Origin of the sequence: Virgifigura deserti (genome assembly GCA_003576685.1) — a bacterium.
In the GTDB taxonomy this organism is placed as follows: Bacteria; Pseudomonadota; Alphaproteobacteria; order Dongiales; family Dongiaceae; genus Virgifigura; species Virgifigura deserti.
The window spans coordinates 85,652-111,932 of the sequence record QOZR01000001.1; the positions used below are offsets into that span (position 1 = coordinate 85,652).

The following is a 26,281-nucleotide window of genomic DNA, read 5'->3' on the forward strand; positions in this document are numbered from 1 at the left end:
AACCCAAGGAGAAAAGATGTCTAAGAGCTTAGACAGGATTCATGCATATCTGCCGAAGCTGGTCGAGCAATTCGCGGCGGGCAAGGTCGACCGCCGCGAATTCCTGCGAACTTCCACTCTGCTTGGGCTTTCGGCTGGTGCCGCCTACGGACTCGCGGGCGTTGCCGAGCGAGGAGCGGTCGCGTCGGCGCGTGCGGCAACTGGTGGAACCGCCCGCATCTCTCTGCGGATCACCGCGCTTGAGGATCCGCACACCTATACCGAGGTCTTTACGTCAAATGTCGCGCGGCAGGTCTGCGATTACCTGACGCGGACCGACGCGCAGAACGTCACCCATCCCTGGCTGCTCGAGCGTTGGCAGGCGAGCGGCGACCTGAAAACCTGGGACCTGTTCCTAAAGAAGGGGATCAAATGGTCGAACGACGAGGAACTCGTCGCCGACCACGTCATTTGGAACGTGAAGCGGTGGCTCGACCCAAAAGTCGGTTCGTCGATTCTCGGCCTGATGAAAGCCTACATGATGAATGCGGACGGCACGGCGCTGTGGGACGCGAACGCGGTCGAGATGGTGGACGGCCACCATATCCGCCTGAACTGCCGCGTCCCGCAGCTCGCCGTGCCCGAGCATCTCTTTCACTTCCAGGCCTACATTCTCCACCCGAGCGAGAATGGTCGGTTCGGCGTCGGCTCGATCGGCACGGGTCCCTTCACCATGACCGAATACGAGGTCGGCAAGAAGGCGGTGGTGACGCGGCGCGACGGCTATTGGGGCAAGCCGGCTGCGCTCGACGCCGTCGAGTTCATCGACCATGGTGACGATCCCGCGGCCGAAGTGGCCGCCCTCGCATCGGGCCAGGTGCATGGGCTCTTCGAGGGTTCGACGGCGCAGTACGCCGCCCTGAAGCAGATGACGCACGTTCAGGTCCATAGCGTATCGACGGCGCAGACGTCCGTCGCCCGCATGCAGGTGATCCATAAGCCTTGGGACGACCCACGAGTGCGTCGGGCGATGCGGATGGCGCTTGACACCGAGAAGCTACTGCAGATCGCGTTCCTGGGGCTCGGGCTACCAGGCGAGCATCATCACGTCTGCCCGGCTCATCCCGAATATTCGGATGTCGGCGTGACGCAGCAGGATATCGAAGGCGCGAAGGCGCTCTTGGCCGAGGCGGGCTACCCGGACGGGTTCGACACCGAGATCTTCTGCAAGAAGGATCCGGACTGGGAGCCGATCGCGGTGCAGGCGATGGCGCAGATGTGGCAGCAGATCGGCGCGCGGGTGAAGATCAATGTGCTGCCCTCGGCGCAGTATTGGGAGATCTGGAACAAGCCGACCGCGCCCTTCGCCTTCACGCCTTGGACGCACCGGCCGCTGGGTATCATGACCATGGGCCTCGCCTATCGCACGGGCGTGCCGTGGAACGAGAGCTTCTACTCGAACCCGCGTCTCGACGAGCTCATCACCAAGGCGGAAGGGCTCCTCGACGTCGAGGAGCGGCGCTCGGTCATGACCGAAATCGAGCGGATCATGCTTGATGACGGCCCGGTCTGCATCCCGCTGTGGCGGGGGTGGTTCACGGCCATGGACAGGCGGCTGAAGGGCTACCGGGCCCACCCGACATCCTACATGTTCTGCGAGGAGTGGTCGCTCGAGGAAGCCTGAGCCGGCACGGAACAGGCGCCGTCATCCGGAGCGACTCCATCTCTCCTATTCGGTGAAAGCCTGAATCCCTGTCTGCGCGCGGCCGAGGATAAGGGCGTGGATGTCGTGGGTGCCCTCGTAGGTGTTGACTGCCTCGAGGTTCATCACATGGCGGATGACATGGAACTCGTCGGAGATGCCGTTGCCGCCATGCATGTCGCGGGCGGCCCGGGCGATGTCGAGCGCCTTGCCGCAGGAGTTGCGCTTCAGCATCGAGATCATCTCCGGCGCCGCGCGGTTCTCGTCCTTCAGCCGGCCGAGGCGCAGGCAGGCCTGCAGGCCCAGCGTGATCTCGGTCTGCATGTCGGCGAGCTTCTTCTGGATGAGCTGGTTGGCGGCGAGCGGCCGGCCGAACTGCTTGCGCTCCAGCGTGTAGGTGCGTGCTGCGTGCCAGCAGAACTCGGCGGCGCCGAGCGCGCCCCAGGCGATGCCGTAGCGGGCGTTGTTGAGGCAGCCGAATGGCCCCTTCAGACCCTTGACGTTCGGTAGCAGGTTCTCCTCCGGCACGAACACGTCGTCCATCACGATCTCGCCGGTGACCGAGGCGCGGAGCGAGAACTTGCCCTCGATCTTCGGCGCGCTGAGCCCGTCCATGCCTTTCTCGAGAATGAAGCCGCGGATCGCGTCCGCATCGTCCTTGGCCCAGACGATGAAGACGTCGGCGATCGGGGAATTGGTGATCCACATCTTCGCGCCCTTGAGGCGGTAGCCGCCATCGACCTTGCGGGCGCGGGTGCGCATGCCGCCTGGATCGGAGCCGTGGTCGGGCTCGGTCAGGCCGAAGCAGCCGACCAGTTCGCCGGTCGCCAGCCGCGGCAGGTACTTCTGGCGCTGCTCCTCGCTGCCATAGGCGTGGATCGGATACATCACCAGGCTCGACTGCACGCTCATTGCCGAGCGATAGCCCGAATCGACGCGCTCGACCTCGCGCGCAACCAAGCCGTAGCAGACATAATTGACGCCGGCGCAGCCATAGCCCTCGATCGTCGCGCCGAGCAGGCCGAGCTCGCCCAGCTCGGTCATGATCGTGCGGTCGAACCGCTCATGCCGGTTGGCCTCCAGCACGCGCGGCATCAGCTTCTCCTGGCAATAGGCCCGCGCGGTGTCGCGGACGAGCCGCTCTTCCTCGCCGAGCTGATCCTCGAGCAGCAGCGCGTCGTCCCAGCGGAAGGCGGCCTTGCTGGAACCTTGCGTATCGGCGACGGCCACTGCCGCGCCCTGAACTGGCGTCATCGAACTCTCCTGCGGATATGCTTAAAGCCTCTGTTTAGACATTAGATATCATGGTTGGGCGTGGCGGCACAGATGGCAAGGTCCAGGCTGTGCGCGGGCGAGGGAGGGGCGAGTGAGCGGCCGTGGCGAAAAGGATGGGTTGGCGGAGATCCTGCTTGAGTTCCATCAGATCGGCAATGCGGTCAAGGTGACGGCGATCGATCCCGAGACGTTGGTTGAGGTATCGATCGTCGGCGACGCCGCCGTTGGCGAGGAAATGCTGAAGCGCAACGTCATCCGTAAGCTTCGCTACGTCCTCGAGCGGCGCCGGTCGAAGGACCGGCCGCCTGCGCCCAAGTATGACGATTACGTCTAATAGGCTGTTCGCGCGGGTTATTCGCCCTCGGCGCGCAAATTGCCTGTTGCCGTGGTTCGGGCGGTTGGGCTAGTTTCGCGGGAACAAAGACGCTGCTGCCTGTCGATGCAGTTGTGATAAAGAATTCGGTTGAGGCTTTACACGTTGTACATGAGGGCGTCCGTGGGTTCCGGCGCCGGGGATCTGGGCTTGCATTCTCCGAAACCATGTTGGCGCGTGGTTCTGACGGCTTGCGCAGGTCGCGGAGTCCGCGTCGACTCATGAGCGGTTCGGTCGCTCGATCGAGCTGCACGACCCTCGGCAGTCGAGTGCCACGGCGGATCCGTTAGCGGCCGTCATTGCGCGCCGAATCAGAGGAGACGGATGGAATATTTCGTTCAGCAGCTCATTAACGGCCTGACGCTTGGCTCTATCTATGGCCTGATCGCCATCGGTTACACGATGGTCTACGGCATCATCGGCATGATCAACTTCGCGCATGGCGACATCTATATGATCGGCGCCTTCCTGTCGGTGATCACCTTTCTCGTCCTCGGGACGATCGGCTTCACCTTCATTCCCCTGGCGCTGATAATCATGTTGTTGATCTCGGTCGTCCTGACCGCTGCTTATGGCTGGACGGTAGAGCGAATCGCCTATCGACCCCTCCGGGGGTCCTTCCGACTGGCCCCGCTGATCTCGGCCATCGGCATGTCGATCTTTCTTCAGAACTATGTGCAGCTCCTCCAGGGGGCCCGGAACAAGCCGCTGCAGCCGATCATCAGCGGCGGCGTCGTCCTGATGGAGAAGGACGGCCTTACCGCCTATATGAGCTACCTGCAGATGGTCATCATCGTATTGACCATCGTCCTGATGGCTGCCTTCTCCTATTTGATCGCGAAGACGTCGCTCGGGCGCGCCCAACGGGCCTGCGAGCAGGACCGCAAGATGGCGTCGCTGCTCGGCGTCAATGTCGACAGGACGATCTCGCTCACCTTCGTGATCGGTGCGGCGCTTGCCGCCGTCGCGGGCCTGATGGTCACGCTCTATTACGGCGTGATCGACTTCTTCATCGGCTTCCTGGCAGGCATCAAGGCGTTCACGGCGGCGGTGCTGGGCGGCATCGGGTCGATCACCGGGGCGATGCTGGGCGGGGTGCTGATCGGCCTGATCGAGGCCTTCTGGTCCGCCTATTTCTCGGTCGAATACAAGGATCTGGCGGCATTCAGCGTCCTAGTCCTGGTGCTCATCTTCCGACCGACCGGATTGCTCGGAAAACCCGAGATCGAGAAGGTCTGAACCGTGGCTGTTCAGACCCAGACTCTTCCGAAGCCGCTCGATCTGGCGCCCGTCTTCAAGGAGGCAGCGCTCGCCGGGTTGCTGACGCTGGCGCTGACGGTCGGCCTTGTTGGCATTCGAACCATCGAAGCTCCGGGCGGCCTCTCCTTCGACACCCGTTTCGACGACGTCGCCTGGGCCGTCGTAATCGTCTTTCTCGGGCGCTTCGCCCTGGCGCTGACCCGGGCCGGTCGGCCGCTGCCGGCCCTGATCGGCAGTGCGGCGGTGGCCGCCGCCTTGACCTTCCTGCTCCTCATCGGCGAGGGGGATCCCCACGGCGTGCTGCCGTTCGACGACCCGATCGTCTCCTGGATCGTGGTGATCTGTGCGGTCGGACTCGCGATCCGTGCCGCCGTGGTCCTCGGCAGTGTCGAGGCCGGATCGTCGAAGGCCGCCGATCGCGAGCAGGTCATGGACCGTATTGCGGCGCAGTTCCAGTACGCGACCCGCTGGTTCGGCCCGCTGTTTGCCGCTTTCGCGATCGCGCTGCCGTTCCTGCCTTTCGGCGATCGGCAGATGGTCGATCTCGCCACCCTGGTGCTGACCTACATCATGCTCGGCTGGGGCCTGAACATCGTCGTCGGGCTCGCGGGCCTCCTGGATCTCGGCTACGTCGCCTTCTACGCCATGGGCGCATACAGCTATGCGATGTTCGCAACGGAATTCGGCTTCAGCTTCTGGCTATGCCTGCCGATTGCAGGGATGTTGGCCGCGTCGTTGGGAGCGCTGCTCGGATTTCCGGTTCTGCGCCTGCGTGGCGATTATCTCGCGATCGTCACGCTCGGCTTCGGCGAGATGATCCGAATCATCCTGACCAACTGGTGGTGGTTCACTGGGGGCCCGAACGGCATCGGCAGTATTCCGCGGCCGACCTTCTTCGGACTACCCTTCGATCGAACGCCGGAAGAGGGGGCGCAGGCTTTCCATACCTTCTTTGGATTGGAATATGAGTCGATACACCGGGTTGTCTTCCTTTATTACCTGATCCTCGTTCTCGCTCTGATCACCAATTTCTTCACGCTGCGGGTTCGCCGGCTTCCGGTTGGGCGGGCGTGGGAGGCTCTGCGTGAGGACGAGATCGCCTGTCGCGCTCTGGGGATCAATCCAACGAACACAAAGCTGACGGCGTTCGCCATCGGTGCGATGTTCGCGGGCTTTGCTGGATCCTTCTTCGCTACCCGCCAGGGATTTGTCAGCCCGGAGAGCTTCACTTTCATCGAATCGGCGATCATTCTTGCGATCGTTGTGCTCGGCGGCATGGGCAGCCAGGTCGGTGTCGTGCTGGCGGCGCTGTTGCTGATCGGCCTGCCCGAGTTCTTCCGCGAGCTCGAGACCTATCGTATGCTGGCGTTCGGCGCCGGCATGGTGCTGATCATGATCTGGCGTCCGCGCGGACTGCTTGCCCACCGCGATCCGACCATCACGCTCCACCATGGAGCGGCAGCCAAGGCGCACCGATGAGCGAGGCGATCGCCATGCTGCCGACAGATGCCAGACCGCTCCTGATCGTCGAGCACCTGACGATGCGGTTCGGCGGCCTCGTCGCGATCGACGATGTTTCGTTCGCTGCGGGCGATGGCGAGATCACCGCCATCATCGGACCGAACGGTGCCGGCAAGACAACCGTCTTCAACTGCCTAACCGGCTTTTACAAACCGACCGTCGGCCGCCTGACCCTGAACCGGCCCGACGGCCAGTTCCTGCTGGAGCAGATGGAAGGGTTCCGAATCCCTCAGCTCGCTGGCGTCGCGCGAACCTTTCAGAACATCCGCCTGTTTCCCGGCATGTCGGTTCTGGAGAACCTGATCGTCGCCCAGCATAACAAGCTGATGCGGGCCTCCGGCTTCACGTTCGCCGGCCTGCTCGGCTTGCCGGTCTACCGCAATGCCGAGCGCAAGGCTGTCGAACTCGCGCGCTACTGGCTCGATCGGGTGAACCTGATCGAGCAGGCGGACTGGGAAGCCGGAAATCTGCCCTATGGCGGACAGCGGCGGCTGGAGATCGCCCGCGCGATGTGCACGGAGCCGGTGCTGCTCTGCCTAGACGAGCCGGCCGCCGGGCTCAATCCGCGAGAATCGGCGGAACTCAACGAACTCCTTCTGTCGATCAAGGCCGAGCAGAAGATCGGACTGCTTCTGATCGAGCACGATATGAGCGTAGTGATGGGCATCTCGGACCATATCGTCGTGCTCGACTACGGCCGGAAGATCGCGGACGGCACACCGGAAGAGATTCGCAACGATCCCACGGTCATCCGCGCCTATCTCGGCGAGGAGGAGGAAGAGGCGTTGCCGCCGGAGGTTGCGCAAGACCTCGAGAATCTCACGAAGTCGGATTAATCGGGCGGCGCAATCATGCTCAGTCTCACTGGTATTCACACCTTCTACGGGCATGTCGAGGCATTGCGGGGTGTCGACCTGCAGGTCGAGCCCGGCCGCATCGTCACCCTGATCGGTGCGAACGGTGCCGGCAAGTCCACGCTGCTGATGACGATCTGCGGCAGCCCGGCGGCGCGGCGCGGCCGGATCCTTCTCGAGGGTGAGGACATCACTCGTCTGCCGACCTTCGAGATCATGCGGCGCGGCCTCGCCCACGCACCCGAGGGGCGGCGCATCTTTCCCCGCATGAGCGTGCTCGAAAACCTCCAGATGGGCGCGATCACCACCGATGCGAGCCACTTCAACGCGGATCTCGAGCGGGTGTTCGCGCTGTTCCCGATCCTGCAGAAGCGCCAGAGCCAGCGCGGCGGAACCCTGTCGGGCGGCGAGCAGCAGATGCTGGCGATCGGCCGCGCCTTGATGAGCCGTCCGAGGCTTCTGCTCCTCGATGAACCGTCGCTCGGCCTTGCCCCGCTCGTAGTCAAGCAGATCTTCGACGTGATTCGCGAGATCAACGAGCAGCAGAAGGTGACCGTTTTCCTGGTCGAGCAGAACGCCTATCACGCGCTTCGGCTCGCCCATCATGGCTATGTCATGGTCAACGGCAAAATCACGCTCTCGGGCACCGGACGCGAGCTTCTGGCCAATGCCGAAGTTCGCTCCGCCTATCTCGAGGGCGGGCACTGATACTGATAAGAAACTGACAGGGAGGAACAGGGGTGGACGCTGTCCTCGGAGCCTCGTTGCCCGTTTTCATCGGACTGACGGTCGTGTTGTTCGGCGGCGCCGCCTTCATGATGGGCCAGGCGGTGGCCGGTACATGGCGGCCTGCCTGGCAGGTTGTCACCTACGGTGCGCTCCTAGCGCTCGCCGATCGCTTTCTGGTCTTTGCCCTGTTTGGCGGTGAACTCCTCTCGCTTACCGGATATCTGGTCCACGCGGCGGTTCTGGTCGGCATCGGGCTCCTGGCCTACCGTTTTATGCGGGCTCATAAGATGGTGAGCCAGTATCCCTGGCTTTACGAGCGCGCCGGTCTCTTTGGCTGGCGTGAAAAGGCTTAGTGGGCGGTATTAACGAACATGTTTGAAGAGCAGCAGCAGAAGCCCGTCATGAAACAATTGCTGCGATCGGGGCAGGTGCTAAAGTATGTGATGTCCCGCGAAAGCGGCTCAAGTTGACGTTTACGTCGGCGCCCCAGTGTCGCGCTTCAAGTCCCGAGGGCGCCTCTTGCAACGCAACAGGGAGATTACCGTATGAATAGAACAAAAGTTTCGCTGATCGCCGCAATTGCGGCGGCGACGGCTTTCGGCGCGGGGGCCGTCAAGGCCCAGGACACCATCACGATCGCTGTCGCGGGCCCGATGACCGGCCAGTATGCCGTGTTCGGCGAGCAGATGCGGCGCGGCGCGGCGCAGGCGGTCGAGGACATCAACGCTGCGGGCGGTCTTCTCGGCAAGCAGCTCGTCCTCGAGGTCGGCGATGATGCCTGCGATCCCAAGCAGGCCGTCGCGGCGGCCAACGACCTTGTGGCCAAGGGCGTTGTCTTTGTCGCCGGGCATTGGTGCTCCGGCTCGTCGATCCCAGCCTCGTCCGTCTATGCCGAGGAGGGCGTCCTGCAGATTTCGCCGGGCTCGACCAACCCGTCCTATACCGAGGATGCCGCGGCGAAAGGCTGGAACAACATCTTCCGCGTCTGCGGTCGCGATGATGCGCAGGGCATCGTAGCGGGCAAGTTCTTGGCCGAGAAGTTCGCCGGCAAGGAAGTGGCGATCCTGCATGACAAGACGGCCTATGGCAAAGGCTTGGCCGACGAGACGAAGAAGAACATGAACGCGGCGGGCCTTCAGGAAGCCATGTACGAGGCCTACACCGCTGGCGAGAAGGATTATTCGGCCCTCGTCAGTAAGATGAAGCAGGCGGGCATCGACGCGATCTATGTCGGCGGCTATCACACCGAAGCCGGCTTGATCGTCCGCCAGGCGAAGCAGCAGGGGTTGAACGCCCAGCTCGTCTCCGGCGACGCGATGGTCGACAATGAGTTCTGGAACATCACGGGCGAAGCGGGCGAGGGGACGATCTTCACCTTCCAGCCGGACCCGCGGAAATCCGAAACGGCTAAGGAGGTCGTCGAGAAGTTCACGGCCCAGAATTATGATCCGGAGGGCTACACGCTCTACACCTACGCCGCGGTGCAGGTTTGGCGCGATGCAGTCGAGGCGGCCGGCACGACCGATGTCGACGAGGTTGCCGACGCCATCCACGGCAACAGCTTCGAGACGGTGATCGGCACGCTGGAGATGGACGAGAAGGGCGACGTCAAGGATCCCGAGTATGTCTGGTACATCTGGGAGAACGGCGACTACAAGGAACTGCCGGTCCAGATGTAAGGGCGAATAGCCGTCCTCAAAAACAGAAGGCCCGGTGCCTCGGCACCGGGCCTTCTTCTTTCTTCGAATTCCCGGGCGACGGGATTACTTCTTCGCGCGTCCGCGCCGGCCGCGGGCGCCGGGGGTCCGGCCGAGACCGATCTTCTTGGCGAAGGCCGAGCGCTGCGCCGCATAGTTCGGCGCCACCATCGGATAATCCGCTGGCAGGTTCCAGCGGGTGCGATATTCCTCGGGGGTCATGTTGTAGGTCGAGCGCAGATGCCGCTTCAGCATCTTCAGCTTCTTGCCGTCCTCCAGGCAGATGATGTAATCCGGCATGATCGATTTCTTGATCGGCACCGCAGGTGCCGGCGGCTCGGCCTGGGCTACCGCTCCGTTTCCGTTGAGATCGGTCAGCGACCCGTGGATCGCCCGGATCACTTCACCGAGCTGGGCGGCCGCGAGGGTGTTGTTGCTCACATAGGCCGCGGCCACCTCCGTCGTCATGCGAAGCAACTCTTCGGCCGAAACCTTGTTCGTCTCTTCCATATTCGTATTCCCAGAGAGAAAATTCGATTGATTGATGGCGGTTCCATGGCACAGGGAAATGGTCCTGTCAATTCCAATTAGATGTTAGAGAGTAATTGAGTGTTGTCTGGTCTCGTTTTCAGAGGGAATTCCGCAACGGAAGTTTGCTTAATCGGGGATTTTCTGCCTCCAATAGCTGTATGCGGCTTGCCAGTTCCGCAAGTTTTGTGGCAATTGTGGGATTCTGACGAATAGGCGTGGCCCGCGCGAGGCTTATGTCCGTCGTGATCGGGAACGCTCCGCCATAGCTTGTGGCGGGGTGGCGTGGCGCGGCGACATCTGGTATTTTCGCCGTTTCGTCACTGCTTCCCAACAGAACAGGCCATGGCGTCAGAAATTATCGCAATCGCATCCGATCATGCCGGCTTCGAGTTGAAGGAAACGCTCAAGGCCGATCTTGAGGCGCTGGGCTTTTCGGTTCTGGATCTCGGGGCAGACGGCCTCGATTCCGTCGATTACCCGGACTTCGCCAATGCGCTGTCGGCGGCGATGCGGGAAGGGAAGGCGGGTCGCGGCGTGCTCGTCTGCGGCACCGGCATCGGTATCAGCATAGCCGCCAACCGCCATCGCAACATCCGGGCGGCATTGTGCCACGATTCGGTGAGTGCGCGGCTCGCGCGACAGCATAACGATGCCAATGTTCTGGCGCTGGGCGCCCGTCTGATCGGCACCGAGGTCGCCAAGGATTGCCTCAAGGTGTTCCTTGAAACCCCATTCGACGGCGGCCGCCACTTGCGCCGCGTCGAGAAGCTTGCCTGAATCTCGTATCCATCGGACTTCGACAAAGAACCGTCGGCTTGAAAGGATTTGACATAATGCCAAACGGAGAGGCCGTCCCCGTCGCGACCCCCATGAAGGGCTTTTTCGATATGCCGCTTGCCGAGCGCGATCCGGACCTGTTTCAGGCGATCGGCAAGGAGCTGCGGCGCCAGCAGGACCAGATCGAGCTGATCGCCTCGGAGAACATCGTCTCCCGCGCGGTTCTCGAGGCTCAGGGGTCGGTCCTGACGAACAAATATGCCGAGGGTTATCCCGGCCGCCGCTACTATGGCGGCTGCGAGTTCGTCGATGTCGCCGAGGCACTGGCGATCGAGCGGGCGAAGAAGCTGTTCGGCTGCAACTTCGTCAATGTTCAGCCCCATTCCGGGGCGCAGGCGAATCAGGGCGTCGCCCTGGCGCTGTGCCAGCCCGGCGACACCATCATGGGCCTGTCGCTGGCGGCGGGCGGACATCTGACGCACGGCGCTCCGCCGAACCTGTCGGGCAAGTGGTTCAACGCCGTCCAGTACGGCGTCCGCCGCGATAACGCGCAGATCGACTTCGACGAGGTCGAGCGGCTGGCCAAGGAGCATAAGCCGAAGATGATCATCGCCGGCGGCTCCGCCTATCCGCGGGTGATCGACTTCGCCCGGTTCCGCCAGATCGCCGATTCGGTAGGCGCCTATCTGATGGTCGACATGGCGCATTTCGCCGGCCTCGTCGCCGGCGGTGTCCATCCGAGCCCGCTGCCGCACGCCCATGTAGTGACCACGACCACGCACAAGACGCTGCGCGGCCCTCGCGGCGGCATGATCCTGTCGATGGACGAGGATCTCGGCAAGAAGATCAATTCCGCGATCTTCCCGGGCCTGCAGGGCGGGCCATTGATGCATGTGATCGCGGCGAAGGCGGTCGCCTTCGGCGAGGCGCTGCAGCCGGAGTTCAAGAGCTATGCGCGCACCGTCGTCGAGAACGCGCGCACGCTCGCCGCGACGCTGGTGGAAGGCGGCCTGGCGATCGTCTCGGGCGGCACCGACACGCATCTGATGCTGGTCGACCTGCGGCCCAAGAAGCTGACCGGCAAGGCGGCCGAGCAGAGCCTCGAGCATGCCGGCATCACCTGCAACAAGAACGGCATCCCGTTCGATCCGGAGAAGCCGGCGATCACCTCCGGCGTGCGGCTTGGGACGCCGGCGGCGACCACGCGCGGCTTCGGGCCCGGGGAGTTCCGCCATCTCGGTCAGCTCATCGTGCGGGTCCTGGACGGGCTGGCGACGAGTCCGGATGACAATGGCGCCGCAGAGCGTGCCGTTCTCGAAGAGGTGCGGGCGCTCTGCCGCCGGTTCCCGATCTATCCGGACCTTCGCTGAGCGTTGCGGGGCGGGGGAGGGGACAGGAACGATGCGATGCCCGTTCTGTGGAAACGAGGACACCCAGGTCAAGGATTCCCGGCCGACGGATGACAACTCGACGATACGCCGTCGGCGGCAGTGCCCGAACTGCGGTGCGCGCTTCACCACGTTCGAGCGGGTTCAACTCCGCGAATTGACGGTGATCAAGAGCACCGGGCAGCGCGAGCCGTTCGATCGTGACAAGCTCGCCCGCTCGATGCAGATCTCGCTGCGCAAGCGGCCGGTGGACGCCGATCGGCTCGAGCGCGTCGTCAACGGAATCGTCCGGCGCCTTGAAAGCTCCGGCGAGAGCGAGATCCCCACGGCGGCCATCGGCGAAATCGTGATGGACGCGCTCGCCCATCTCGACCAGGTCGGCTATGTCCGCTTTGCCTCGGTCTACCGCAATTTCCGCGAGGCGAAGGATTTCGAGGACTTTGTCGGGAAGCTCGGCGAGCACGAGTAGGGGTGAAGCGAAGCCGCGGATGGGACCTCATCCTTCGACAGGCTCAGGATGAGGTCCTCATGTTGAGCTTGTCGAAACATGAGGGGCTCGCTCGTGGAGCAACAATCGCGAGACACAAGCGCTGATGCCGCGCCGGCGCATCCGGCCGACCGCGGCCACATGCAGGCGGCGCTCGGCTTGGCCCGTCGCGGCCTCGGTCGGGTCTGGCCGAATCCGGCCGTCGGCTGTGTTCTTGTGGAGGCGGAAGCTGCGGGCGGCCGGGTCGTCGCGCGCGGCTGGACGCAGCCCGGCGGGCGGCCGCATGCGGAGGCCGAGGCCTTGCGGCAGGCGGGAGATCGGGCACGCGGCGCCACCGCCTATCTGACCCTCGAGCCCTGCGCCCATCACGGCAAGACGCCGCCTTGCGCCGACGCGTTGGTCGCGGCGGGAATCGGCCGGGCCGTCGTCGCGATCGAGGACCCGGACCCCCGGGTGGCGGGGCGTGGGCTCGCCGGTCTGCGCGCCGCCGGCATTCCGGTGACGACCGGCCTCTGCGCGGTCGAGGCGGAGGAGCTGAATGCCGGCTTCTTGACCCGGATTCGGGAGGGACGGCCACTGGTGACGATGAAGCTCGCCACGACGCTGGACGGCCGCATCGCCACCCATGGCGGCGAGAGCCAATGGATCACGGGCAAGGCGGCGCGGTGGCGCGGCCATCTGCTACGCGCGACGCATGACGCGATCCTCGTCGGGACTGGTACCGTGCTGGCGGACGACCCGGTGCTGACCTGCCGGTTGCCGGGGCTGGAGGGCCGATCCCCTGTGCGGATCCTGCTCGACCGCCGCCTGCGCACGCCGCTGACGGCGCGGCTGATCGCCGGCGCGCGGGAGGCGCCGACCTGGTTGGTGACGCTGGAAGGCGGTGACGCGATGCGGCGGCAAGTCTTTGTCGACAGTGGGGTCGAGGTCATCGAGGCGCCCGCCGACAGCGACGGCAACCTGTCCTTGCCCGCCGTCCTCGGGGCGCTTGGCGCCCGCGGCGTCACGCGGGTTCTGGTCGAGCCCGGCGCCCATCTTGCGGCAGCGCTGCTTCGCGCCGACCTGGTCGATCGGATCGTTTGGTTCCGGGCGCCGACGATGATGGGCGGCGACGGCCTTCCGGCGGCGGTCGCCTTCGGAGTCGACCGGCTCGCAGATGCACCACGTTTCGTCCGCACCGGGCTTGCGGCGGCCGGTGCCGATATGCTGGAAACCTACCGTCGCCACTCTTAGGTTAGGGCCATGTTCACGGGAATCATCACCGACCTCGGGCGGGTGCGCTCGATTGCGCCCGGCGGGGCTACGCGCTTCAGCTTCGATACCGGCTACGACACGGCCGCAATTGCCGAAGGGGCGTCGATCGCCTGCAGCGGCGCCTGCCTGTCGGTTGTCGACAAGGGGTCGGGCTGGTTCGCCGTCGATGCTTCGGCCGAAACGCTGGCCTGCACGACGCTCGGCGCCTGGCGCGTCGGGACGCCGGTAAATTTCGAGCGGGCGTTGCGCGTCGGGGATGAACTCGGCGGTCACCTCGTCTCGGGCCATGTCGATGGGGTCGCGACGGTCCTCGACAGCCGGCCGGACGGAGACAGCCTGCGCTTCACCATCGCCGCGCCGTCTGCTCTCCGGCCGTTCATCGCGTCCAAGGGCTCGGTAACGCTCGACGGCGTTTCGCTGACTGTTAACGAAGTCGATGCGGAGGCGTTCGGCGTCAACGTAATCCCGATTACCCAGCGCCTGACGACCTTCGGCGATCTTCGACCGGGGGATCGTGTTAACCTGGAAATCGACCTGCTGGCGCGCTACGTTGCCCGCCTGCTGGAGAGGGGCGCGGCGTGAGCTTTACCGACCTATTGTCTTCGACCGAGGAGGTCATCAACGAGGCGCGCAACGGCCGAATGGTCATCCTGGTCGATGACGAGAGCCGCGAAAACGAAGGCGACCTCGTGATTCCGGCGCAGATGGCGACGCCCGAGGCCATCAATTTCATGGCGAAGTTCGGCCGCGGCCTGATCTGCTTGGCGATGACGCGCGAGCGGGTCGAGCATCTCGGCCTGCCGCTGATGGCGCGACAGAACGGCACCCGTCATCAGACGGCCTTTACCGTCTCGATCGAGGCGCGGGACGGGGTGACGACGGGTATCTCGGCGCCCGATCGGGCTCGCACTATCGCCGTCGCCATCGACCCGGCCAAGGGGCCGCAGGACATCGTCTCTCCCGGTCATGTCTTCCCGCTGGTGGCGCGGGAAGGCGGGGTGCTGGTCCGCACCGGGCATACCGAGGCCGCCGTCGATATCGCGCGGCTTGCCGGCTTGAATCCGTCCGGGGTCATCTGCGAGATCATGAATGACGACGGCACGATGGCGCGCCGGCCCGATCTGGTGAAGTTCGCCCAATATCACGGCCTGAAGATCGGCACCATCGCCGACCTGATCGCCTATCGCCGGCGATATGACCGAATCGTCGAGCGGGCAGCCGAGACGCAGTTCCAAAGCCGCTATGGCGGCGACTTCCGGATGATGGTCTATGTCAACCGCATCGCCTATGCCGAGCATATCGCGTTGGTCAAAGGCGATCTCGCCGCCTCGGGTCCGCCGCTGGTGCGGATGCACGCGCTGAACCTGCTGGACGACGTGCTGGGCGACTGCAGCGGCGGCAAGGGCGGCGAGCTGCAGACGGCGATGGAGATGATCGGGGAGGCCGGACGCGGCGTCGTGGTGCTGATCCGCGAGCCGCTTCCCACCAGCCTGTCCGATCGCGTCAAGGCCCGGATGGAAACGCCGGCCTCGCCGATCAAGACCTTGCGGGACTATGGAATTGGTGCGCAGATTCTGCTGGATCTCGGGGTCAAGGACATGGTCCTGCTGTCGAATACGCAGCACACAATCGTTGGCCTGGAGGGCTATGGCCTGCGCGTGGTGGAGCAGCGACCGATTCCTTCGGTGCGTGCTCCTCATGCTGCGACACGCTCAGCATGATGAGGTTCTTTCCTCACCTTGAGCCTGTCGAAAGGTGGGGCGGCGAGATATGGCCGAGTCTCAATGAATGGAACCTATGACCGAAAGCCCGCATATCCTGATCGTGGAAGCACGATTCTACGCCGACATCGCCGACGAGCTGGTCCGCGGGACCGTTGAGGCCCTGGACCGGGCGTCGGCGACCTATGAGCGCATCCAGGTGCCGGGCGCCTTCGAGATTCCCGCGGCGATCGGCATGGCCGCGCGATCGATGGACGTTGCATCCGGTCGCCGCTATGACGGCTTCGTTGCGCTGGGATGCGTGATCCGCGGCGAGACCACCCATTACGACTATGTCTGCCAGGAAAGCGCCCGCGGGCTGCAGGACCTTGCCTGCCGTCACGGGCTGGCGATCGGCTATGGCATCCTGACCGTCGAGAACGCGGACCAGGCATGGGCCAGGGCGAAGGTGGATCGCAAGAACAAGGGCGGCGACGCGGCGCAGGCCTGCCTGGCGATGATCGCGCTGCGGCGTCGGTTCAATTCGGCTGCGGGTTCGGAGCGTGAGCGGAATGGCACACAGGCCTGATCATAAGCCCCGTTCCGGCGGTGCGCCCTCCCGCCGCACCGCGGCAAGGCTGGCGGCCGTTCAGGCGCTCTATCAGCTGGAGCTGAGCGACGGCAGCGCCGATGCCGTCGTCCGCGAGTTCGGCCAGCATCGTCTGGGGCATGAGATCGACGGTGCCGACTATGGCGAGGCCGATCGGGATTTGTTCGGCGATCTGGTCCGCAACGTCACGGCCGACCGCGCCGAGCTGGACCGGGTGCTCGGCACGGCGCTGAGCGCGGAATGGTCTGTCGATCGGCTGGAAACCGTGTTGCGGGCCATTCTCCGCGCCGGCGCCTACGAGCTGTCGAGCCGCCGCGACGTGCCGCCGCGCGTCATTCTCAACGAATATGTCGATATCGCCGACGCGTTCTTCAGCGGCAAGGAAACGGGCCTGGTAAACGGCGTCCTCGACCGGCTGGCCCGGACGCTCCGGCCCGATGAGTTCGAGGGACCAAAGCGTGACCCATCGGCGACTGCCGGGTGAGTTCGACCTCATCGCCCGGTATTTCCGGCCGCTCGCGGCGGGACGGCCGGGGGCGCTCGGGCTGACCGACGATGCCGCGCTGATCGACATCGATCCCGGCCATCGCCTCGTGGTGACCGCCGATGCGTTGATTGCCGGCGTGCATTTCCTCGACACAGACTCCGCCGACCTGGTTGCCCGCAAGATGCTGCGGGTCAACCTGTCCGATCTCGCGGCGATGGGCGCGCGACCGCTGGCCTATTTCCTGACGATCGCATTTTCCGATGCGATCGCCGAGCCTTGGGTCGAATCCTTCTCGCGCGGCCTCGCCGCCGACCAGATGGAGTTCTCGGTCGCCCTGATGGGCGGCGATGTCACCGCCACCCCCGGCCCTCTCACGCTGTCTCTGACGGCGCTGGGTCAGGTTGGAGCGGGGCGGGCTTTGCTGCGGAGCGGGGCGCGTGCCGGCGATTGCCTGATGGTTTCCGGCACGGTCGGCGATGCCGCGCTCGGCCTGAAGGTGCTGCGCGGCGGGCTGCCGGATCTGGCGGCTCGTCACCGGGCGTTCCTGGGCGATCGCTACCATCTTCCGCAACCGAGACTGGCGCTCGGGGAGGCGTTGTCCAAGAAGGGGCTGGCGACCGCCGTGCTCGATGTCTCCGACGGGCTTGTCGGCGATCTCGGCCATATCTGCGAAACCTCGCATTGCGGCGCCGTGCTGGAAGCTGCGCGCATTCCGCTCTCCGAGGCGGCGCGGGCGGCGCTCGACATGGACCCGGCTCTCCGCCGCACGGTCGTGACCGGCGGCGACGATTACGAGTTGCTGGTGGCCGTTCCCGCCGATCGCGCTGCGGAGACGGGCGCGCTGGGCGAGCGGCTGGGCGTGCCATTGACGGTAATCGGTCGTATCACGGACGGGTCCGCGGTTCGCGTCGAGGATGAAAGCGGTCAGGCAATTTCATTGGAATCAGGTGGTTACAGGCACTTCTGAGGATCGCTGGTCTTAACCCGATCTTCACGTCGACCGCCGAAGGTCGGAGAGGCGACATCTGGACTCGTCCTCGCCGATGAAGAAGCTCGCGGTCCTCACCGCCGTTCTGCTGTTGCTGGCCGGCGCGGGCGCTGGCGGCTGGTGGTTTTCGCATCGGCCGTCCGCAGCCGGCGAAACGCCGCCGCCCGCCTTCGTGACGCTGCCGCTGATGAGCATTCCCGTCATCCGCAACGACGATCGGATCAGCCGCACCGTCGCCCTGCAGATCACGCTCGAACTCGGCAGGCCCGAGGACAGGGTGAGTGTCGAGAGGGCGGTGCCGCATCTAGCGAACGCGTTCCTGATCGAGCTTCACGCGCTGCTGCCGCGCCGCTTCATGCAGGAGCGCGGCAGCGATCTCGATCTGATGAAATACCGTCTCGTGGACGTGGCGAACCGGGTGCTCGGCCGCAGCCAAGTGACGGACGTGCTGATCAAGGCGCTGGGCGAGCGGCGAGCACGTTGAACTCCGTGGTTCAGATGCTTCCTCACCCTTCGACGAGCTCATGATGGGGAAAGAGCCTCATGGTGAGCTCGTCGAAGTTTGAGCTGCTACCGCCGCTTGCCTCCGCCGCAGTTTCCGCTCATCCTCCGGCCGCATGGAAGCTTCAGCAAATCGTCGCAACGTCCTGATCCTCGCGGCCTGCCAAGCGCTGGCCATGACGGGATCGTCGCTGATAATGACCGTCTCGGCGCTGGTCGGCCAGATGCTGGCCGCCGAGAAGAGCCTGGCGACTCTGCCGCTTGGCCTGCAGTTCACCGCGACCATGCTGACGACGATTCCGGCATCACTGCTGATGAAGCAGATCGGCCGACGCGCGGGGTTCACCGTGGGCGCGCTGATCGGCGCGATCGGCGCCGGCATCTGCACCATGGCCGTGTTTCAGAACAGTTTCGCCGGCTTCTGCGTCGGCAACGCGCTCGTCGGAGTCGCGATGGGCTTCGCCCTGTTCTATCGGTTCGCCGCCGCCGATGCGGCCGACGAGCGCTTCCGCAGCCGGGCGATCTCGTTCGTGATGGCCGGCGGCGTCGTCGCCGCGGTCAGCGGGCCGGAGCTGGCGAAGTGGTCGCGCGATCTGTTCGAGCCGGTGATCTTCGCCGGCTGTTTCCTCGTAATCGCGGTGCTGTGGCTGGTGGCGGCACTGCTGCTGCAGATCGTCGACATTCCGCGCCTGACGGCCGAGGAGCGCCGTCAGTCCGGCCGGCCGCTGGGCGAGATCGCGCGCCAACCGGTCTTCCTCGTCGCGGCGTTGGGCGGGATGGTCGGCTATGGCATGATGTCGCTGGTGATGACCGCGACGCCGCTCGCGATGGTGGCCTGCGCGCACAGCTTCCGCGATGCCGCCTTCGTGATCCAATGGCACGTGCTCGGCATGTTCGCGCCGTCCTTTTTCACCGGCCACCTGATCGCCCGCTTCGGGGTGATGAACATCATGCTGACCGGGGTGGCGCTGCTTGCCGGCTGCGTCATGGTCAACCTCAGCGGCACCGACGTCCTCCAGTTCTGGGTTGCTCTCGTTCTGCTCGGCCTCGGCTGGAACTTTCTCTATATCGGCTCGACCACGCTGCTGACCGAGTCCTACCAGCCCGCCGAGCGCGCCAAGGTCCAGGCGCTGAACGATTTCCTGGTCTTTGGCTCGGTCGCGGCCTCCTCCTTTTCCTCCGGTGCGCTGCAGAACCAGTTCGGCTGGGAAGCCGTCAACTATGCCATCATCGCGCCGGCGACACTGGTGTTTCTCGCGATCCTTTGGCTGCGTCGGCGGCGGGCGCTGGCGACCGCCTGACGATGGTAAAAGCAACTTAACGAATCGGTTGAGGGCCGCGCAGCAGAGTTGCGCCGGCGATGCGATTCTCGTATGGTCCCGGGCGCTTTTGTGCGCCGCTTAAAGGCGGATCGCCCGGCCCTCGGCCGTGGCGCAATCTCGTTATTTTGGGGATGGAAGGTCAAGACTGATGACTGGAACTTATTGGCTCGTTCTCGGCTGCGGCGTGCTCGCGCTGCTTTACGGGATCTATGCGGGCCGCGCCGTATTGGCGGCGGCGACCGGCACCGATCGCATGCGCGAGATCGCCGGCGCGGTGCAGGTCGGCGCCCGTGCTTACCTGAACCGGCAATATACGACGATCGCGCTCGTCGGCATCGTGATCGGCGTGATCCTGTGGCTGACGCTCGGCCTCTACGTGGCGGTCGGCTTCGCCATCGGTGCGGTGCTCTCGGGCGTCGCCGGCTACATCGGGATGAACGTCTCGGTGCGAGCCAATCTCCGCACCGCGGAGGCGGCGCGGCGCGGCCTGTCGCCGGCCCTCGATATCGCCTTCAAGGCCGGCGCCATCACCGGGATGCTGGTGGTCGGCCTGGGCCTGCTGGGCGTCGCCGGCTATTACTTCGCGCTGCGCGGCCTCGGCCTCGACCTGCGCTCGGTTCTCGAGGCGCTGGTCGCCCTGAGCTTCGGCGCATCGCTGATTTCGATCTTCGCCCGACTCGGCGGCGGCATCTTCACCAAGGGTGCGGATGTCGGCGCCGACCTCGTCGGCAAGATCGAGGCGGGAATTCCCGAGGATGATCCGCGCAACCCAGCCGTCATCGCCGACAATGTCGGCGACAATGTCGGCGACTGCGCCGGCATGGCCGCCGACCTGTTCGAGACCTATGCCGTCACCGTCGTCGCGACGATGCTGCTGGCGCAGATCTTCTTCACCGGGGCGGTGCAGGAAACGATGATGCTGTTCCCACTGGTGATCGGCGCCGTCTGCATCGTCGGGTCGGTGGTCGGCACGTTCTTCGTGCGGCTGGGTTCCAGCAACAACATCATGGGCGCGCTCTATAAAGGCCTCATCGCCACCGGCGTCATTTCCGCCGTTCTGATTGCGCTGGTCACCGCCGGGATGCTCGGCTTCGGCACCGAGTTCTCAATCGGTGAGCGCAGCTTCACCGGAGCGTCGATCTTCTTCTGCACGCTGGTCGGGCTCGCCGTCACCGGATTGCTCGTCTGGATCACGGAGTACTACACCTCAACGGTCTACCGTCCAGTGCGGAGCGTCGCGAAGGCCTCGACCACGGGCCACGCGACCAACATCATCCAGGGGCTGGCGGTCTCCATGGAAGCCACGGCCCTGCCGGTGCTCGTGATCTGCGCCGGCATCATCGTCGCCCACTCCTTCGCCGGCCTGTTCGGTATCGGCATCGCGGCCACGACGATGCTGGCGCTCGCCGGCATGGTCGTCGCTCTCGACGCCTATGGTCCAGTGACCGACAACGCCGGCGGTATCGCCGAGATGGCCGACCTGCCGAGCGACGTTCGGAAGACGACCGACGCGCTCGACGCGGTCGGCAACACGACCAAGGCGGTGACGAAGGGCTACGCCATCGGCTCGGCCGGTCTCGCGGCGCTGGTGCTGTTCGCCGCCTACACCGAGGATCTGCGCCACTACTTCCCCGAACTCACGGTGAACTTCGCCCTTCAGGACCCCTATGTCGTGATCGGCCTGTTCATCGGCGGCGCGCTGCCGTTCCTGTTCGGGGCGCTCGGCATGATGGCCGTCGGTCGGGCCGCCGGCGCGGTGGTGATCGAGGTTCGTCGCCAGTTCAAGGAGATCGCCGGCATCATGGAGGGCAAGGCGAAGCCCGATTATGGCCGCGCGGTCGATCTGCTGACCAAGGCGGCGATCAAGGAGATGATCGTGCCGTCGCTGCTGCCGGTGCTGGCGCCGATCATCCTCTATGTCGTCATCGCAACCGTCGCCGGCCAAGCGCAGGCCTTCACGGCGCTGGGGGCGATGCTGCTCGGCACGATCGTGACCGGACTGTTCGTCGCCATCCAGATGACCTCCGGCGGCGGCGCCTGGGACAATGCCAAGAAGTACATCGAGGACGGCAACTACGGCGGCAAGGGCTCCGACGCTCACAAGGCGGCGGTGACCGGCGATACGGTCGGCGATCCCTACAAGGATACGGCCGGTCCGGCGGTGAATCCGATGATCAAGATCACCAACATCGTCGCCATCCTGTTGCTGGCGATCCTGGCCCACTGAGTCGCTTGCGGCTCTAGAACGGAGAAGCTCCGGCGGAGCGATCCTAGAATGTGGAGACTAACGGTCGACGAGCCCTGGTTCGTCGACCGTTACTTGTATCGGGCCTGTTGATGGTTTCGGACCGGACAGGTCTCACGAGTTCGCGGTGCCGGGGGGCTCGCCCGCCGCAGAAATGATCCAGTCGGACACGCGCCGAATGAGGCGCTCCTTGGTGCGCGTTCCCGATGAATGCTTCGGCCGGCAAAGGAAATAGCCGCGGTCGGAGCGGCGGACCGCTGGAAGCAACTGGACCAGGCGGTTCTGGGCGATCAACTCGTCTGTCAGGCCGCGCCAGCCCAACGCGATGCCTTCTCCGGCCAAGGTCGCCTGTAGCAGCAGCGGATAGATGGCGTAGAACAGCCGAGGGCGTTCGAGCTCGGCCGTCACCCCCTGCGCCGCGAACCAGCTAGACCAGGTGAACCAGCGGTCGCTCACCTCGTCCATATGCAGCAGGCCCTCTTCCAGCAAGTCGAACGGGGTCAGATCGTGCCGTTGCAGCCGTTGACGATCCCGCAGATAACTTGGGCTGCAGATTGGAAATACCTCCTCGGTCAGCAGTTTGGTCGCCTCGCAGTCCGGCCAGTCCCCCGTGCCGAACCGGATGGCAATGTCGCATCCCGCGACGTCGAGGTCTTCCTCACGATCGTCTGTGATGAGCCGCAGGAAGAGATCGGGAACGGTTGCGCGCAAAAGCGGCAGCCGAGGAATCAGCCACTGGTGGGTGAAGCCGAAATGGGCGGTGATGCGGATGGTGCGTCCGCCGTCGCTGTGCCGTAGCCGGCGCGTCGCCTGGGCGATGTGGTCAAGACCGTGCGCTACGGCGTCCTGGTACGTGCGGCCCGCTTCGGTCAGGCGCAGGCCGCGCCGGGTGCGCTGGAACAGCGCTTGTCCCAGATCTGCTTCGAGCTGAGCGAGATGCCGGCTGACCGCCGGCTGGCTGATGCCGAGCTCACGCGCGGCGGCGGACATGCTGCCCAGCCGGGCGGCAAACTCGAACGGGACCAAAGAGGGCAGCGGCGGCAGCTGCCGATCACTTTTTGCCATAACCTGTCGCTATATCAGTTCGCCCAATTTCTCAGCTACTCGTAGCATGAGATCTGCCGCAGAATGCATACTTTCGAATATCATGGAGAGGGAAAATTGCCGAGGATTCGCGTCAATCCGAGCCGGCCGACCGAATTGCAGCTTCTTGATGAGGGGGGCCGCTATCTCGCAATTCACCCGCTTTGGCTACGGGAGCGCTGCCGGGGCGAAGCCAGCATCGATCGCCGCACCGAGCAGCGACTCTACAATCCCTCGGACCTGGATCCGGACCTATCCATCGCAAGGGTCGTCGAGGATGGAACGGAGTGTTGGCGCGTAACCTTCAGCGATGGCGAGCAGAGCAGCTTTTCGGCGAGCGACATCCTGGCCGAGGTGGTATCCGGCAATGATGGCTGTCCGGCCCGCCAAGGCTGGGGCAGCGATCTCGCGCCACTGCCCAGAGCCCGCTGGCGCGAACGGCTTGACGAAAGCGTGCTGCTTGGCATGGTCGACATGTTCCTGCGTTACGGTTTCATCATTCTGCAGGCAGTGCCGACGGCGCCGGGTACTGTTCTGGAGGTGGCGCGGACCTTCGGCTTCCCGCGGGACACCAATTTCGGGACCGTCTTCGATGTCCGGTCCGAGCCCAGCGGCGAGGATCTCGCCTACACGGCGCTGGCGCTCGATCCGCATACCGACAACCCTTACCGCGCGCCTGTACCGGGCATTCAGCTCCTGCATTGTCTCACCAATCAGACCTCGGGCGGCCTGTCCACCCTGGTCGATGGCCTCTCTGTCGCGGAAGTGCTTCGCGCGGAGGATCCGGACGCATTTCGGGCCCTGACACGAACGCCGGTTCGGTTCCGCTATGTCGATGGCGTGACGACCGAGCATGTCGACTGGTCGCCGTTGATCGAGCTCGATGCAACTGGCCGGATGCAGGCGATCCGGTTCAGCCCGCGCCTCGATTTCGTGCCGCTGCTGCCGCCGGACGAGTTGTCCGGCTTCTATCGGGCGCGGCGCTTGCTCGACCGGATGCTGAAGTCGGCCGAGTTCGAGGTTCGGTTCCGGCTCGACGACGGCGATCTGGTGATGTTCGACAACCGCCGCCTGCTTCATGGCCGTACCCGCTTCGATCCCGGCGAGGGCCCGCGCCACTTGCAGGGCTGCTACATCGATATCGACGGGCCTCGGAGCCTCTATCGTGTCCTTCGGCGCAAGCTGGCGCTGGGACGAGTAGCGGAATGAAGGACAAGCATATGAGCGCGAAGACGGTCAGCTTTCTTCAGATGAAGGACGGCACCCAGGCGGATTATCTGTTGCTCGACCGTTCGGAGCGGGACTTCGCCCGTGGTCTGCCGGACCGCATCCTGGAGACATTGCACAGGCTCGATCATTCCCTCGAGGGCTATAGGGTGAGCCGGCTGGAGCATTCGCTGCAGACCGCGACACGTGCCGAGGCGGACGGGGCGGACGAGGAGATGATCGTCGCCGCCTTGATCCACGATGTCGGCGACGAGCTTGCGCCCTATAACCACGCCGAGATCGCTGCTGGCATCCTGCGGCCCTATGTGCGGCCCGAGGTGACCTGGGTCGTCGCACAGCACAGCCTTTTTCAGTCCTACTACTACGTCCATCACCTGGGCGGCGACCGGAACGCCCGCGATCGGTTCAAGGGCCATCGCTGGTTCGCCGTCTGTGCCGATTTCTGCGAGCGGTGGGACCAGGCCTCCTTCGATCCCGGCTATCCGACCAAGCCGCTCGGCCATTTCGAGCCGCTGGTGCGTCGCATCTTCGGCCGAGATGCCCACGATCCACGCTACGTCAAGGCGGTCGCCGAATGACAGCCAGAGGGCACGGCGAAACGCCTCCTATACGTCGGATCAAAGATCGTCCGATGGAAGCTCGGACTGAAGTCTAGCCTCGCTGGGCGATCGAACACCAAACCATGAACAGAAACTGGGGAGGCTTGCATGTCTGACCACGACCACCTGCAATGGCTTGCGACGCAGACAGGTGTCACGCGGCGCGCGTTCATGGCCCGCGCCACGGCCCTCGGCGTGTCGACAGCGCTCGCATCTTCGCTGGCCGGCAATGCCGTCTTCGCCGAGGAGACGCCGCAGAAGGGCGGTGACCTTAAGCTCGGCATCGACGGAGCCGAGTCGACGGACAGCCTGGATCCTGCAACCTATACCGCCACCTACCTACAGACCGTTGCGTTCCAATGGGGCAACTGCCTCGTCGAGATTGACGAGAATGCCAAGATCATGCCCGAGCTCGCCGAGAGCTGGGAGCCAAGCGCGGACGCGACGCAGTGGGTGTTCAAGATCCGCAAGGGCGTCCAGTTCCATAACGGCAAGGAGCTGACCGCGGCCGACGTCGTCCATTCCATCAATCACCACCGCGGCGAGAGCTCGCAGTCGGGGGCTCAGGGCTATCTCCAGCCGATTACGGATATCAAGGCGACCGATACCCACGAGGTGACGGTGACGCTCAGTTCGGCCAACGCGGATATGCCCTACATCTTGGCCGATTACCACCTGCTGATCATGCCGGAGGGTTCTGATCCCACCTCCGGCGTCGGCACCGGCCCCTTCGTGATCGAGTCCTTCGAGCCCGGAGTGCGCATCTTTTCCAGGCGCAATGCGAACTACTGGAAGGAGGGCCGGGCGCATGTCGATTCGGTTGAGCAGCTGGCCATCAACGATCTGACGGCGCGGACGAGCGCGTTGCAGACCGGTGCCGTGCATGTGATCAATCGGGTTGACCCGAAGACGGTGGAACTGCTGCAGCGCAGCCCTGCAGTGGAGATCATCGACGTGCCGAGTGCGGGGCACTACACCTTTCCAATGCGCTGCGACACGGCACCCTTCGACAACAGGGATCTACGGCTCGCGCTGAAATATGCGATCGACCGGCAGGATATCGTGGACAAGATCCTGCGCGGCCACGGCAAGATCGGCAATGACCACCCGGTCGCCGCGTTCGACCCGTTCTACGCCGAGGACCTCCCGCAGCACGCCTATGACCCCGACAAGGCCAGGCACCACTTCGCCAGGTCCGGAGTTGATGGGCCGGTCACGCTGTCCATCTCGGATGCGGCCTTCACCGGTGCGGTGGATGCGGCGCTTCTCTACAAGGAGCACGCGGCCAAGGCCGGCATCACTCTCAATGTCGCGCGCACGCCGGAGGACGGCTATTGGTCGGACGTTTGGATGAAGCGGCCCTTCTGCGGCTCTTACTGGAGTGGGCGTCCGACCGCGGATCTCATCCTGTCCGTGGCCTACCAGTCGGACGCGCCCTGGAACGAAGCGTTCTGGAAGCGGGAGGATTTCGACAAGCTCCTCATCGCCGCCCGTGGCGAGCTTGACACCGCCAAGCGCAAGCAGATGTATCACGACCTCCAGATGATGATCTGGGAGGATGGCGGCGAGATCATTCCGATGTTCAACAATTTCATCTTTGCCAGCCGGAATAACGTCAAGGGCATGTCGCGGTCGCCGGTCTTTACCGGCATGCGCATGGCGGAGCAGTTCTACTTCACGACCTGATCGGCC

At 64.6% G+C, this 26,281-nt stretch carries 26 protein-coding genes; 23 read left to right on the forward strand and 3 right to left on the reverse strand.

Features of this window, described 5'->3' with window-relative positions; genetic code table 11:
* The first annotated feature begins 16 nt into the window (after positions 1–16).
* Positions 17–1,663 carry an ABC transporter substrate-binding protein gene (locus tag DT069_RS00430; RefSeq protein WP_119458304.1) on the forward strand — a complete coding sequence of 549 codons (1,647 nt, stop codon included), beginning with the start codon at positions 17–19 and terminating at the stop codon, positions 1,661–1,663.
* Between the two features lie 45 nt (positions 1,664–1,708).
* On the opposite strand, the gene DT069_RS00435 is transcribed toward DT069_RS00430, so the two are convergent.
* Positions 1,709–2,935 (reverse strand): acyl-CoA dehydrogenase, encoded by a 1,227-nt coding sequence (locus DT069_RS00435; RefSeq protein WP_119458305.1) that lies wholly within the window; start codon positions 2,933–2,935, stop codon positions 1,709–1,711.
* A gap of 112 nt (positions 2,936–3,047) precedes the next feature.
* Between DT069_RS00435 and DT069_RS00440 the strand changes: the two genes are divergently transcribed.
* The 7 genes from DT069_RS00440 (at position 3,048) to DT069_RS00470 (ending at position 9,372) form a co-directional block, all read left to right on the forward strand.
* On the forward strand, positions 3,048–3,290 hold the full coding sequence (locus tag DT069_RS00440; protein WP_119458306.1) for a DUF6898 family protein: 243 nt from the start codon (positions 3,048–3,050) through the stop codon (positions 3,288–3,290).
* Positions 3,291–3,653: 363 nt separating this feature from the next.
* Positions 3,654–4,568 carry an ABC transporter permease subunit gene (locus DT069_RS00445; protein WP_119458307.1) on the forward strand — a complete coding sequence of 305 codons (915 nt, stop codon included), beginning with the start codon at positions 3,654–3,656 and terminating at the stop codon, positions 4,566–4,568.
* 3 nt (positions 4,569–4,571) lie between these two features.
* Positions 4,572–6,068 (forward strand): high-affinity branched-chain amino acid ABC transporter permease LivM, encoded by a 1,497-nt coding sequence (gene livM / locus DT069_RS00450; protein WP_425449898.1) that lies wholly within the window; start codon positions 4,572–4,574, stop codon positions 6,066–6,068.
* On the forward strand, positions 6,065–6,946 hold the full coding sequence (locus tag DT069_RS00455; RefSeq protein WP_119458308.1) for an ABC transporter ATP-binding protein: 882 nt from the start codon (positions 6,065–6,067) through the stop codon (positions 6,944–6,946). The genes livM and DT069_RS00455 overlap by 4 nt, the downstream gene beginning before the upstream one ends.
* Positions 6,947–6,961: 15 nt before the next feature.
* On the forward strand, positions 6,962–7,672 hold the full coding sequence (locus tag DT069_RS00460) for an ABC transporter ATP-binding protein (protein ID WP_119458309.1): 711 nt from the start codon (positions 6,962–6,964) through the stop codon (positions 7,670–7,672).
* A 32-nt stretch (positions 7,673–7,704) separates the two neighbouring features.
* Positions 7,705–8,046 (forward strand): DUF6867 family protein, encoded by a 342-nt coding sequence (locus DT069_RS00465; RefSeq protein ID WP_119458310.1) that lies wholly within the window; start codon positions 7,705–7,707, stop codon positions 8,044–8,046.
* A gap of 192 nt (positions 8,047–8,238) precedes the next feature.
* On the forward strand, positions 8,239–9,372 hold the full coding sequence (locus DT069_RS00470; RefSeq protein WP_119458311.1) for a branched-chain amino acid ABC transporter substrate-binding protein: 1,134 nt from the start codon (positions 8,239–8,241) through the stop codon (positions 9,370–9,372).
* Between the two features lie 84 nt (positions 9,373–9,456).
* Here DT069_RS00470 and DT069_RS00475 read toward each other — a convergent pair whose 3' ends face one another.
* A complete protein-coding gene (locus tag DT069_RS00475; RefSeq protein ID WP_119458312.1) occupies positions 9,457–9,900 on the reverse strand; it encodes a Ros/MucR family transcriptional regulator in 444 nt (147 codons plus the stop codon).
* 363 nt (positions 9,901–10,263) lie between these two features.
* Here DT069_RS00475 and rpiB point away from each other — a divergent pair, with 363 nt between their 5' ends.
* The 12 genes from rpiB to DT069_RS00535 all read left to right on the forward strand — a co-directional run bounded on the left by rpiB (position 10,264) and on the right by DT069_RS00535 (position 21,662).
* Positions 10,264–10,698: a ribose 5-phosphate isomerase B gene (gene rpiB / locus DT069_RS00480; RefSeq protein ID WP_119458313.1), complete on the forward strand. Its 435-nt coding sequence runs from the start codon at positions 10,264–10,266 to the stop codon at positions 10,696–10,698.
* A 92-nt stretch (positions 10,699–10,790) separates the two neighbouring features.
* Positions 10,791–12,068 carry a serine hydroxymethyltransferase gene (gene glyA / locus DT069_RS00485; protein ID WP_119458314.1) on the forward strand — a complete coding sequence of 426 codons (1,278 nt, stop codon included), beginning with the start codon at positions 10,791–10,793 and terminating at the stop codon, positions 12,066–12,068.
* A 31-nt stretch (positions 12,069–12,099) separates the two neighbouring features.
* Positions 12,100–12,555, forward strand: a complete 456-nt coding sequence (nrdR, locus tag DT069_RS00490; RefSeq protein ID WP_119458315.1) for a transcriptional regulator NrdR — start codon at positions 12,100–12,102, stop codon at positions 12,553–12,555.
* A 159-nt stretch (positions 12,556–12,714) separates the two neighbouring features.
* Complete coding sequence (ribD, locus tag DT069_RS00495; RefSeq protein ID WP_119458846.1) at positions 12,715–13,806, forward strand: bifunctional diaminohydroxyphosphoribosylaminopyrimidine deaminase/5-amino-6-(5-phosphoribosylamino)uracil reductase RibD; 1,092 nt, start codon at positions 12,715–12,717, stop codon at positions 13,804–13,806.
* A gap of 9 nt (positions 13,807–13,815) precedes the next feature.
* A complete protein-coding gene (locus tag DT069_RS00500) occupies positions 13,816–14,409 on the forward strand; it encodes a riboflavin synthase (RefSeq protein WP_119458316.1) in 594 nt (197 codons plus the stop codon).
* Positions 14,406–15,548 carry a 3,4-dihydroxy-2-butanone-4-phosphate synthase gene (gene ribB / locus DT069_RS00505; protein ID WP_119458317.1) on the forward strand — a complete coding sequence of 381 codons (1,143 nt, stop codon included), beginning with the start codon at positions 14,406–14,408 and terminating at the stop codon, positions 15,546–15,548. The genes DT069_RS00500 and ribB overlap by 4 nt, the downstream gene beginning before the upstream one ends.
* Positions 15,549–15,624: 76 nt before the next feature.
* Positions 15,625–16,116, forward strand: a complete 492-nt coding sequence (locus DT069_RS00510) for a 6,7-dimethyl-8-ribityllumazine synthase (RefSeq protein WP_119458318.1) — start codon at positions 15,625–15,627, stop codon at positions 16,114–16,116.
* Positions 16,100–16,621 carry a transcription antitermination factor NusB gene (gene nusB / locus DT069_RS00515; protein WP_119458319.1) on the forward strand — a complete coding sequence of 174 codons (522 nt, stop codon included), beginning with the start codon at positions 16,100–16,102 and terminating at the stop codon, positions 16,619–16,621. The genes DT069_RS00510 and nusB overlap by 17 nt, the downstream gene beginning before the upstream one ends.
* A complete protein-coding gene (gene thiL, locus DT069_RS00520) occupies positions 16,596–17,591 on the forward strand; it encodes a thiamine-phosphate kinase (protein ID WP_425449899.1) in 996 nt (331 codons plus the stop codon). The genes nusB and thiL overlap by 26 nt, the downstream gene beginning before the upstream one ends.
* Before the next feature lie 76 nt (positions 17,592–17,667).
* Positions 17,668–18,096, forward strand: a complete 429-nt coding sequence (locus DT069_RS00525; RefSeq protein ID WP_119458321.1) for a hypothetical protein — start codon at positions 17,668–17,670, stop codon at positions 18,094–18,096.
* 133 nt (positions 18,097–18,229) lie between these two features.
* The gene (locus DT069_RS00530; protein ID WP_119458322.1) at positions 18,230–19,414 is read left to right on the forward strand and encodes an MFS transporter; all 1,185 of its coding nucleotides are present in this window, start codon (positions 18,230–18,232) and stop codon (positions 19,412–19,414) included.
* 169 nt (positions 19,415–19,583) lie between these two features.
* Positions 19,584–21,662 carry a sodium-translocating pyrophosphatase gene (locus DT069_RS00535; RefSeq protein WP_119458323.1) on the forward strand — a complete coding sequence of 693 codons (2,079 nt, stop codon included), beginning with the start codon at positions 19,584–19,586 and terminating at the stop codon, positions 21,660–21,662.
* 132 nt (positions 21,663–21,794) lie between these two features.
* On the opposite strand, the gene DT069_RS00540 is transcribed toward DT069_RS00535, so the two are convergent.
* Positions 21,795–22,745, reverse strand: coding sequence for a LysR substrate-binding domain-containing protein (locus DT069_RS00540; RefSeq protein WP_119458324.1), 951 nt, complete (start codon positions 22,743–22,745; stop codon positions 21,795–21,797).
* A 96-nt stretch (positions 22,746–22,841) separates the two neighbouring features.
* On the opposite strand from DT069_RS00540, the gene DT069_RS00545 reads away from it, so the two are divergent.
* From DT069_RS00545 to DT069_RS00555, 3 genes are all read left to right on the forward strand, one after another.
* On the forward strand, positions 22,842–23,972 hold the full coding sequence (locus DT069_RS00545) for a TauD/TfdA family dioxygenase (RefSeq protein WP_162912891.1): 1,131 nt from the start codon (positions 22,842–22,844) through the stop codon (positions 23,970–23,972).
* A complete protein-coding gene (locus DT069_RS00550) occupies positions 23,969–24,568 on the forward strand; it encodes an HD domain-containing protein (RefSeq protein ID WP_425449900.1) in 600 nt (199 codons plus the stop codon). Before DT069_RS00545 ends, DT069_RS00550 begins: the two co-directional genes overlap by 4 nt.
* Positions 24,569–24,697: 129 nt before the next feature.
* A complete protein-coding gene (locus DT069_RS00555; protein WP_119458326.1) occupies positions 24,698–26,275 on the forward strand; it encodes an ABC transporter substrate-binding protein in 1,578 nt (525 codons plus the stop codon).
* The last annotated feature ends 6 nt before the right edge of the window (positions 26,276–26,281 follow it).

Bases quoted from the DNA above. Each gene is read 5' to 3' on its own strand.
- DT069_RS00445 (WP_119458307.1), top strand. From the start codon at position 3,654: ATGGAATATTTCGTTCAGCAGCTCATTAACGGCCTGACGCTTGGCTCT.
- DT069_RS00540 (WP_119458324.1), bottom strand. From the start codon at position 22,745: ATGGCAAAAAGTGATCGGCAGCTGCCGCCGCTGCCCTCTTTGGTCCCG.
- nusB (WP_119458319.1), top strand. From the start codon at position 16,100: ATGGCACACAGGCCTGATCATAAGCCCCGTTCCGGCGGTGCGCCCTCC.
- DT069_RS00525 (WP_119458321.1), top strand. From the start codon at position 17,668: ATGAAGAAGCTCGCGGTCCTCACCGCCGTTCTGCTGTTGCTGGCCGGC.
- DT069_RS00470 (WP_119458311.1), top strand. From the start codon at position 8,239: ATGAATAGAACAAAAGTTTCGCTGATCGCCGCAATTGCGGCGGCGACG.
- ribD (WP_119458846.1), top strand. From the start codon at position 12,715: ATGCAGGCGGCGCTCGGCTTGGCCCGTCGCGGCCTCGGTCGGGTCTGG.
- DT069_RS00500 (WP_119458316.1), top strand. From the start codon at position 13,816: ATGTTCACGGGAATCATCACCGACCTCGGGCGGGTGCGCTCGATTGCG.
- DT069_RS00455 (WP_119458308.1), top strand. From the start codon at position 6,065: ATGAGCGAGGCGATCGCCATGCTGCCGACAGATGCCAGACCGCTCCTG.
- glyA (WP_119458314.1), top strand. From the start codon at position 10,791: ATGAAGGGCTTTTTCGATATGCCGCTTGCCGAGCGCGATCCGGACCTG.
- DT069_RS00435 (WP_119458305.1), bottom strand. From the start codon at position 2,935: ATGACGCCAGTTCAGGGCGCGGCAGTGGCCGTCGCCGATACGCAAGGT.
- nrdR (WP_119458315.1), top strand. From the start codon at position 12,100: ATGCGATGCCCGTTCTGTGGAAACGAGGACACCCAGGTCAAGGATTCC.
- DT069_RS00510 (WP_119458318.1), top strand. From the start codon at position 15,625: ATGACCGAAAGCCCGCATATCCTGATCGTGGAAGCACGATTCTACGCC.
- DT069_RS00535 (WP_119458323.1), top strand. From the start codon at position 19,584: ATGACTGGAACTTATTGGCTCGTTCTCGGCTGCGGCGTGCTCGCGCTG.
- rpiB (WP_119458313.1), top strand. From the start codon at position 10,264: ATGGCGTCAGAAATTATCGCAATCGCATCCGATCATGCCGGCTTCGAG.
- DT069_RS00475 (WP_119458312.1), bottom strand. From the start codon at position 9,900: ATGGAAGAGACGAACAAGGTTTCGGCCGAAGAGTTGCTTCGCATGACG.
- DT069_RS00430 (WP_119458304.1), top strand. From the start codon at position 17: ATGTCTAAGAGCTTAGACAGGATTCATGCATATCTGCCGAAGCTGGTC.
- DT069_RS00530 (WP_119458322.1), top strand. From the start codon at position 18,230: ATGGAAGCTTCAGCAAATCGTCGCAACGTCCTGATCCTCGCGGCCTGC.
- DT069_RS00460 (WP_119458309.1), top strand. From the start codon at position 6,962: ATGCTCAGTCTCACTGGTATTCACACCTTCTACGGGCATGTCGAGGCA.
- DT069_RS00555 (WP_119458326.1), top strand. From the start codon at position 24,698: ATGTCTGACCACGACCACCTGCAATGGCTTGCGACGCAGACAGGTGTC.
- DT069_RS00550 (WP_425449900.1), top strand. From the start codon at position 23,969: ATGAAGGACAAGCATATGAGCGCGAAGACGGTCAGCTTTCTTCAGATG.